This window comes from Pseudomonas fluorescens, assembly GCF_002837185.1.
Classification (GTDB): Bacteria; Pseudomonadota; Gammaproteobacteria; order Pseudomonadales; family Pseudomonadaceae; genus Aquipseudomonas; species Aquipseudomonas fluorescens_AM.
In genome coordinates, this window is sequence record NZ_KZ478009.1 from 74,101 (window position 1) to 80,829 (window position 6,729).

The window sequence follows — 6,729 nt, forward strand, 5'->3', positions numbered from 1 at the left end:
CTTGCAAACCCCATGGTTTGCACCACCGCATCGGGTGGCTACAGCGCGTTAATGGCGGCGACCGAGTCGACAGCCAAGAACGGAAAAAGGCCGGTGGCAAGAGCCACCAGCCATCAGCCTTCAGCTTAAAGCTTGGGCTGGAGACGCAAGGTCGATGCTTACTTCAGCTCGACTTTAGCGCCTGCTTCTTCCAGAGTAGCTTTGGCTTTGTCAGCGGCGTCTTTCGACACAGCTTCCAGAACCTGGGCAGGAGCGCCGTCAACTACTGCCTTGGCTTCTTTCAGGCCCAGACCGGTCAGTTCACGTACTGCCTTGATCACGTTTACTTTCTTCTCGCCAGCTTCCAGCAGCATGACGTTGAATTCGGTTTGCTCTTCAGCAGCGACAGCAGCAACAGCTGGGCCAGCGGAAGCAGCGGCAGCGGAAACGCCGAATTTTTCTTCGAAAGCTTTGATCAGCTCAACAACCTGCAGAACCGACATTTCAGCTACGGCGTTGAGGATATCGTCTTGGGAGATAGACATTGCTGTATTTCCTGAATTGGGGGACGGCCTACGCGGCCATCGAAATAAACAAAAATACGCGAGAGAATTTGCTCAGCCTTAGGCTGCGGCAGCTTCTTTTTGCTCGCGAACTGCAGCCAGAGTACGAGCCAGCTTGCTGGTAGCGCCTTGAATCACGCTCATCAGCTGCGAAATAGCTTCGTTACGGGTCGGCAGTGTTGCCAGTACGTCGATTTGGTTAGCTGCGAGGAACTTGCCCTCGAACGCAGCTGCCTTGATGTCGAACTTATCCTGACTCTTGGCGAATTCCTTGAACAAACGGGCAGCAGCGCCTGGATGATCCTTGGAGAACGCGATCAGAGTCGGGCCAGTGAACACGTCGTTGAGAACACTGTATTCAGTGTCAGCAACAGCGCGCTTGAGCAGGGTGTTACGTACAACACGTACGTATACGCCAGCTTCACGAGCCTCTTTACGGAGTCCGGTCATAGCGCTTACTGTCACACCACGGGCATCAGCCACGACAGCGGACAGAGCAGCTTTGGCAGCCTCGTTGACTTCAGCGACGATGGCCTTCTTGTCTTCGAGATTAATTGCCACGGGTTTAACTCCTGCTTGTTACCGTTTCATCCGGCCTAAGCCTGATGTCGTTTTGGTGTCTGATTCGGTAAGGAACCGGGAGCACCATCTGCGTAGGCTTGTTGGTTTAAGACTTGCGTCGCCTACGGTCTTGGATAGCCCCCGCCAGGCAGGGACCCCAATCTTTCAATTGACGCAATCGCTCGCGCCAACCTGTGTCTTATACGTCCAGCGAGCCTTGGTCGATGACCAGACCTGGGCCCATAGTGGTGCTCAGGGTAACGCGCTTGACGTAGATACCTTTCGAGGAAGCAGGCTTGATACGCTTCAGATCAGCGATCAGGGCTTCAACGTTTTCCTTCAGCTTGACGGCATCAAAGCCGACTTTGCCAACGGAGGTGTGAATGATGCCGTTTTTGTCGGTGCGATAACGAACCTGACCAGCCTTGGCGTTTTTAACCGCGGTAGCTACGTCTGGCGTTACGGTGCCGACTTTAGGGTTAGGCATCAGGCCGCGTGGACCCAGGATCTGACCCAACTGACCTACAACGCGCATTGCATCCGGGGAGGCAATAACAACGTCATAGTTCAGGTCGCCGCCTTTCATTTCGGCAGCCAGGTCGTCCATACCAACGCGATCGGCGCCAGCGGCCAGAGCAGCTTCGGCGGCCGGGCCTTGGGTGAAGACAGCAACACGTACAGTCTTGCCAGTACCGTGTGGCAGCACAGTAGCGCTACGAACGACCTGGTCGGATTTACGTGGGTCAACACCCAGGTTCACAGCAACGTCAACGGACTCGCTGAACTTGACAGTCGACAGCTCGGTCAGCAGGGCAGCAGCGTCTACAAAATTGTAGGACTTGCCCGCTTCGATTTTGCCGGCGATAGCCTTTTGGCGCTTGGTCAGCTTAGCCATTACACACCCTCCACGTTAAGGCCCATGCTACGAGCAGAACCGGCGATGGTACGCACGGCTGCATCCATATCAGCTGCAGTCAGATCCGCGTTTTTGGTTTTCGCGATTTCTTCCAGCTGAGCACGAGTCACGGTGCCAACCTTAACGGTGTTCGGACGAGCGGAACCGCTAGTCAGACCAGCAGCTTTCTTCAGAAGAACCGAAGCCGGAGTCGACTTGGTTTCGAAAGTGAAGCTACGGTCGCTGTATACAGTGATGATCACTGGAGTCGGCAGACCTGGCTCAAGACCCTGAGTACGGGCGTTGAAGGCCTTGCAGAATTCCATGATGTTCACGCCGTGCTGACCCAGAGCTGGGCCGACGGGTGGGCTAGGGTTGGCCTGAGCGGCCTTCACTTGCAGCTTGATGTAAGCGGTAATCTTCTTGGCCATGAGGCACTCCAATTACGGGTTCAAGCGCCTCGAAAGGCTCCCCGGTTACTTGCGCGTTTATCCCAGTGACGACAAAACCCCACAGCCTAGGCTGCGGGGTTGGGATGCTTGCTCAGCTAGACCTTCTCGACCTGGCTGAACTCCAACTCTACCGGAGTAGAGCGACCGAAAATGAGCACTGCCACTTGGATCCGGCTCTTTTCGTAGTTAACTTCTTCGACAGTGCCGTTGAAATCAGCAAACGGACCATCTGTGACACGAACAACCTCACCCGGCTCGAACAACGTCTTCGGCTTAGGCTTGTCGCTACCGTCAGCAACACGACGCAGAATTGCTTCCGCCTCTTTATCGGTGATCGGCGCAGGCTTATCAGCAGTACCGCCAATGAAGCCCATGACGCGAGGAGTGTCCTTGACCAAGTGCCAAGTACCTTCGTTCATGTCCATCTGCACCAGCACGTAGCCAGGAAAGAACTTGCGTTCACTCTTGCGCTTCTGGCCATTCCGCATTTCAACCACTTCTTCAGTGGGAACCAGAATTTCGCCGAAGCCATCTTCCATGCCTGCCAGCTTTACGCGCTCCAGCAAAGAGCGCATAACATGCTTCTCGTAACCCGAGTAAGCATGCACAACGTACCAACGCTTAGCCACGGGACACCCTTAGCCAACAATCAAGGAAACAAGCCAGCCGAGCAGGGAATCGAGCCCCCACAACAGCAACGCCATAACCAGAACAACAGCCACGACAATCAATGTGGTCTGCGTGGTTTCTTGGCGAGTCGGCCAAACGACTTTACGAATTTCAGTGCGAGCTTCCTTTACCAGGACCGCGAAAGACTTGCCTTTGGTAGTCTGCAGGCCTACAAAGGCAGCTACAGCAGCAAGGGCCAGCAAAGCGAGAACGCGGTACAGGATCGGCGAAGCAGAATAGTACTGATTGCCGACAACGCCTACGACCACCAAGGCGACTACGGCGAGCCACTTGACCAGATCGAAACGAGAGCTTTGAGCTTCAGCCTTAGGAGTCATCTATGAAGATCCTGTGAAAAGAAAGCCAGACACACCACGTGAATCTGGCAGGTCAGGAGGGAATCGAACCCCCAACCTACGGTTTTGGAGACCGTCGCTCTGCCAATTGAGCTACTGACCTAAAACAAAATCAGGCCGACCATTATGCAGGCCTGAAAAAGACTTTACAACAACCAACCCCAACAGACTTGAAATCACTGACATCCAACGCCAGAAACAGCACGATACAAGCCGAGGCAGCTGTTAAAACAAAGGCAGATATTTTCATATCTGCCTTGTTATATGGAGCTCTTGAGCGGATTTGAACCGCTGACCTCACCCTTACCAAGGGTGTGCTCTACCAACTGAGCTACAAGAGCGAAACACCGTGCACAACCTGCAAACTTGGAGCGGGTAGCGGGAATCGAACCCGCATCATCAGCTTGGAAGGCTGAGGTTCTACCACTAAACTATACCCGCGGAGCTTGCAGCTCACGCTAAAATGGTGGAGGGGGAAGGATTCGAACCTTCGAAGTCGTAGACGTCAGATTTACAGTCTGATCCCTTTGGCCGCTCGGGAACCCCTCCTAAGCGAGCCGGCATTTTACATCACGCCGACCTTCTGTCAAGCATTTTCTCATTTAAATTATGAGGTTAGCTGCGTTGACTTCGCTTCGCATCAAAGGCCTTAAAGGTCTTCACTGCGAAGCGGGCGCCATTCTATGCAAACTATTCGAGAGTTGCAATGCCTTCGCACAGCATTATTTTATGTTTTAACTCATTGAATTCCTTAACAAGGTTTTCAAAGGGCAGATCATCCGCCAGGCGCCTGCTTTCAGGGGCCACTCGAAGCCAATAACCGGTAGCTTCAGGCATGTTCAGCAATTGGACCTTAACCTTTATATCCAGGCTGGTGAGGCGCTGTTCGACGGATTGCGCCTGACGCTGATCGGCAAACCCACCAATGTACAAGCAGGTATTTTGCGTGTCGGGCGATTTCGCACGATCCCTTCGGGCCACCGCCTCGGAAGACTCGCTCAGCAGTCGTATATCCTGCTGGGAGCCACGATAAAGACTCAGAGGAGTGACATCCTTGGCGCGCAACGGCGCCTCTTGCTGATGCCATATGTAATAGAAGACATTGAGGATCAGTAGAAGCAGAAACAACCAACGCATAAGCACCTCAGGCCAAAGGGCACGCCATTGCCAGGCCAATAAATACCAGATCCGGCACAAGCCGTGCCTGCGGCACAGTGTCAAAGACCAGATCAGCATCTCCGCCAGTCAGGAACACCGTGAAGTCATCCCCCCAATAACGCCTGGCAAGCTCGATCTGGGTAAGCACAAACCCCCTTAGCATCAGCGCACAGCCGCGCTCGACCGCCTCGGCCGTTGTATGCCCAGGCGACAGACGCTCCAGAGCGCGCTCAGCGGACGCATCGTCGTAGCGTATCTTGCGCGTATGGGTGCGCAGCTGGTTGCGCATAAGCGGCAGGCCAGGACAAATGAAGCCCCCCAAATGCTCGCCATCGACATCAATGAAATCTGCAGTCGCCGCCGTGCCAAAATCCAACACCAGGCAAGGGCCGGAGGCTAACTTATACCCGCCGAGGATCGCCAGCCAACGGTCCAGACCCAGCCGCTCGAAGTCGTCATAGCCATTTCGAACGCCCGCCATTTCCACCGCTGACGTTGCACACGAGACAGTAATGCCAAAAGCTTCGATCAATGTCTCGACCAGCTTGTCTGTTTCCTCCAGGGCGCGAACACTCACCAGCCGGCAACGCGTCAGCGACATGTCCGGCACCGCATTCAAACTCTCAATCAATGCGACATTCGAACCGACCACGCCCTCGGCGAAGGCGCCCACCCTGTCGACATTCAGCACTCGCCATTTGATAAAGCTATTCCCACAGTCGAGCTCAAGAATCATCACGCAACCTCAGGCTTAACTCACCACCGCTGTATGTTTTTTCGACACCATCAACGTCCAAGCGCAACGCACCTTGACGATCAACACCGAGCACCACTCCATCAACGCGATTCACACCCGCGATAAGTGATACCGCCCGCCCTTGCCACGCATGATTTCGCTCCCACTCCTCCTGGAGGGCCGCAAAGCCAGACGCCCTATGCCGATCGAGATAGTGCTGGAGCTGCAAGCTGACCCGGGCCACCAGAGCGTTACGGTCAGCAGCAGATCCCGCCTCAAGCTGCACCGACGTCCATTGCTGGTCAACCTCGGCGGCCCTCTGCATATTCACGTTGATCCCGATGCCGAGAACCACGTGACAGATATCTGCGGGGTCCCCAACCAACTCCAGCAGTATCCCCGCGATTTTCTTGCGCCCGACCAATACGTCGTTGGGCCATTTCAAGACGACATCCTGAACACCCGACTCTCGCAGAGCCTGAATGACCGCCAGGCCAACAACAAGACTCAGCCCTTCCAGTTGCCGGAGGCCATCCTCAATACGCAGTACCAGGCTGTAATAGATGTTTTGAGCGTATGGACTGACCCACTTTCGACCGCGTCTGCCCCGCCCGGCCATTTGCTGCTCAGCTAATACCAGGAACGGGACAGCCCGCGCGACATCAACCATGCGCAACGCCTCTGCGTTGGTGGAATCAATCGAATCGTAGATATGGACAGGCCACGACAACGACGGCGCACTTCGCAAAATCTCTTCAGCATTTAGAAACACCAGCGGCGATGCCAACTGGTACCCCTTACCACGCACCTTATGAATAGGTAGATTCAATTCGGCTTCAAGAAGCTGAAGCTGCTTCCACACGGCACTGCGACTAACGCCCAGGGCGGCACCCAGCGCCTCTCCGGAATGGAATCGGCCATCTTTCAGAAGTTCTAACAGCGTAAGCATGCAGGTATCGCCTCACAATGAGGCACGCATGATAGCCATGCGAAGAGGCATTGCATAGAAAGGCCGCACGCCCTCAGGCCGCGATGAACGCCCTTTATGCTTTTCGAGCGCCCAAAACAAAACCCCAACTGCTTTCGCAATTGGGGTTTCGGAATTTAATCTTGACGATGACCTACTCTCACATGGGGAAACCCCACACTACCATCGGCGATGCATCGTTTCACTGCTGAGTTCGGGATGGGATCAGGTGGTTCCAATGCTCTATGGTCGTCAAGAAATTCGGGTACTGAGTCGTGGCCTGATGGCCTCGCTTCAGCAAATTGGGTATGTGACAGCTGTCGGTGTTTTGTGAGTCTTCGAACTTTCGGTTCATCTCGTCTTCACACACCGCAATCTGATGCTCGTTAGAGT

The 6,729-nt window shown here is 54.6% G+C and carries 9 protein-coding genes, 4 tRNA genes and 1 rRNA gene; all 14 read right to left on the reverse strand.

The window, feature by feature from the left end:
• Positions 1-158: 158 nt before the first annotated feature.
• The 14 genes from rplL to rrf all read right to left on the reverse strand — a co-directional run bounded on the left by rplL (position 159) and on the right by rrf (position 6,593).
• The gene (gene rplL / locus CIB54_RS20385; protein ID WP_003176432.1) at positions 159-524 is read right to left on the reverse strand and encodes a 50S ribosomal protein L7/L12; all 366 of its coding nucleotides are present in this window, start codon (positions 522-524) and stop codon (positions 159-161) included.
• Positions 525-602: 78 nt separating this feature from the next.
• Entirely contained in the window at positions 603-1,103 is a 501-nt protein-coding gene (gene rplJ / locus CIB54_RS20390) for a 50S ribosomal protein L10 (protein ID WP_101220775.1), read from the reverse strand.
• 199 nt (positions 1,104-1,302) lie between these two features.
• On the reverse strand, positions 1,303-1,998 hold the full coding sequence (gene rplA, locus CIB54_RS20395) for a 50S ribosomal protein L1 (protein ID WP_003176434.1): 696 nt from the start codon (positions 1,996-1,998) through the stop codon (positions 1,303-1,305).
• Positions 1,998-2,429 carry a 50S ribosomal protein L11 gene (rplK, locus tag CIB54_RS20400; RefSeq protein WP_003176435.1) on the reverse strand — a complete coding sequence of 144 codons (432 nt, stop codon included), beginning with the start codon at positions 2,427-2,429 and terminating at the stop codon, positions 1,998-2,000. Before rplK ends, rplA begins: the two co-directional genes overlap by 1 nt.
• A gap of 116 nt (positions 2,430-2,545) precedes the next feature.
• Positions 2,546-3,079, reverse strand: coding sequence for a transcription termination/antitermination protein NusG (gene nusG / locus CIB54_RS20405; RefSeq protein ID WP_003176436.1), 534 nt, complete (start codon positions 3,077-3,079; stop codon positions 2,546-2,548).
• 9 nt (positions 3,080-3,088) lie between these two features.
• Entirely contained in the window at positions 3,089-3,457 is a 369-nt protein-coding gene (gene secE / locus CIB54_RS20410) for a preprotein translocase subunit SecE (protein WP_053138319.1), read from the reverse strand.
• A 45-nt stretch (positions 3,458-3,502) separates the two neighbouring features.
• Positions 3,503-3,578: transfer RNA gene (locus tag CIB54_RS20415), tRNA-Trp, on the reverse strand.
• A 162-nt stretch (positions 3,579-3,740) separates the two neighbouring features.
• Positions 3,741-3,816, reverse strand: a tRNA-Thr gene (locus tag CIB54_RS20420).
• 26 nt (positions 3,817-3,842) lie between these two features.
• Positions 3,843-3,916: transfer RNA gene (locus CIB54_RS20425), tRNA-Gly, on the reverse strand.
• 23 nt (positions 3,917-3,939) lie between these two features.
• Positions 3,940-4,024: transfer RNA gene (locus CIB54_RS20430), tRNA-Tyr, on the reverse strand.
• Positions 4,025-4,165: 141 nt separating this feature from the next.
• Positions 4,166-4,612 (reverse strand): hypothetical protein, encoded by a 447-nt coding sequence (locus CIB54_RS20435; protein ID WP_065949094.1) that lies wholly within the window; start codon positions 4,610-4,612, stop codon positions 4,166-4,168.
• Between the two features lie 7 nt (positions 4,613-4,619).
• The gene (locus CIB54_RS20440) at positions 4,620-5,369 is read right to left on the reverse strand and encodes a pantothenate kinase (protein WP_101220776.1); all 750 of its coding nucleotides are present in this window, start codon (positions 5,367-5,369) and stop codon (positions 4,620-4,622) included.
• Positions 5,359-6,318 carry a bifunctional biotin--[acetyl-CoA-carboxylase] ligase/biotin operon repressor BirA gene (gene birA, locus CIB54_RS20445; RefSeq protein WP_101220777.1) on the reverse strand — a complete coding sequence of 320 codons (960 nt, stop codon included), beginning with the start codon at positions 6,316-6,318 and terminating at the stop codon, positions 5,359-5,361. The genes CIB54_RS20440 and birA overlap by 11 nt, the downstream gene beginning before the upstream one ends.
• A 159-nt stretch (positions 6,319-6,477) precedes the next feature.
• Positions 6,478-6,593: ribosomal RNA gene (gene rrf, locus CIB54_RS20450) — 5S ribosomal RNA — on the reverse strand.
• Positions 6,594-6,729: the final 136 nt, after the last annotated feature.

Bases quoted from the DNA above. Each gene is read 5' to 3' on its own strand.
- CIB54_RS20435 (WP_065949094.1), bottom strand. From the start codon at position 4,612: ATGCGTTGGTTGTTTCTGCTTCTACTGATCCTCAATGTCTTCTATTAC.
- rplL (WP_003176432.1), bottom strand. From the start codon at position 524: ATGTCTATCTCCCAAGACGATATCCTCAACGCCGTAGCTGAAATGTCG.
- rplA (WP_003176434.1), bottom strand. From the start codon at position 1,998: ATGGCTAAGCTGACCAAGCGCCAAAAGGCTATCGCCGGCAAAATCGAA.
- rplK (WP_003176435.1), bottom strand. From the start codon at position 2,429: ATGGCCAAGAAGATTACCGCTTACATCAAGCTGCAAGTGAAGGCCGCT.
- secE (WP_053138319.1), bottom strand. From the start codon at position 3,457: ATGACTCCTAAGGCTGAAGCTCAAAGCTCTCGTTTCGATCTGGTCAAG.
- birA (WP_101220777.1), bottom strand. From the start codon at position 6,318: ATGCTTACGCTGTTAGAACTTCTGAAAGATGGCCGATTCCATTCCGGA.
- CIB54_RS20440 (WP_101220776.1), bottom strand. From the start codon at position 5,369: ATGATTCTTGAGCTCGACTGTGGGAATAGCTTTATCAAATGGCGAGTG.